This window comes from Proteus myxofaciens ATCC 19692 (genome assembly GCF_001654855.1).
In the GTDB taxonomy this organism is placed as follows: Bacteria; Pseudomonadota; Gammaproteobacteria; order Enterobacterales; family Enterobacteriaceae; genus Proteus; species Proteus myxofaciens.
The window spans coordinates 1-292 of record NZ_LXEN01000228.1; the positions used below are offsets into that span (position 1 = coordinate 1).

The window sequence follows — 292 nt, forward strand, 5'->3', positions numbered from 1 at the left end:
AAGAAATAAAAACACTAAGGTAAAAATAAGATATGAAAGAGTATTTTTTAAAAGTCAGCTTAGAGAAATATGATTTTGAACAAGAGAATATTTCGCCTAAAGGCATGGTCAGATTAATTGCTTCAGGCAAAGTATTTTATTTTAATGAAAGTGACTTCGAGAATGCTCAAATTTTTCTTAAACGCTTAAAATTGGGTGATGAACTAAAAATTTGTGCTGAATTACTCAATGATGGTAGCTTTTGGGTGCAATGGATTTATCATCCAACGAAAGGTCGATTAGAGCCAGAAAG

General features: G+C 31.2%; 1 pseudogene. It reads left to right on the forward strand.

Features of this window, described 5'->3' with window-relative positions:
• Positions 1-32 precede the first annotated feature (32 nt).
• Positions 33-292: pseudogene (locus tag M983_RS16760) on the forward strand (hypothetical protein); the annotation flags it as partial.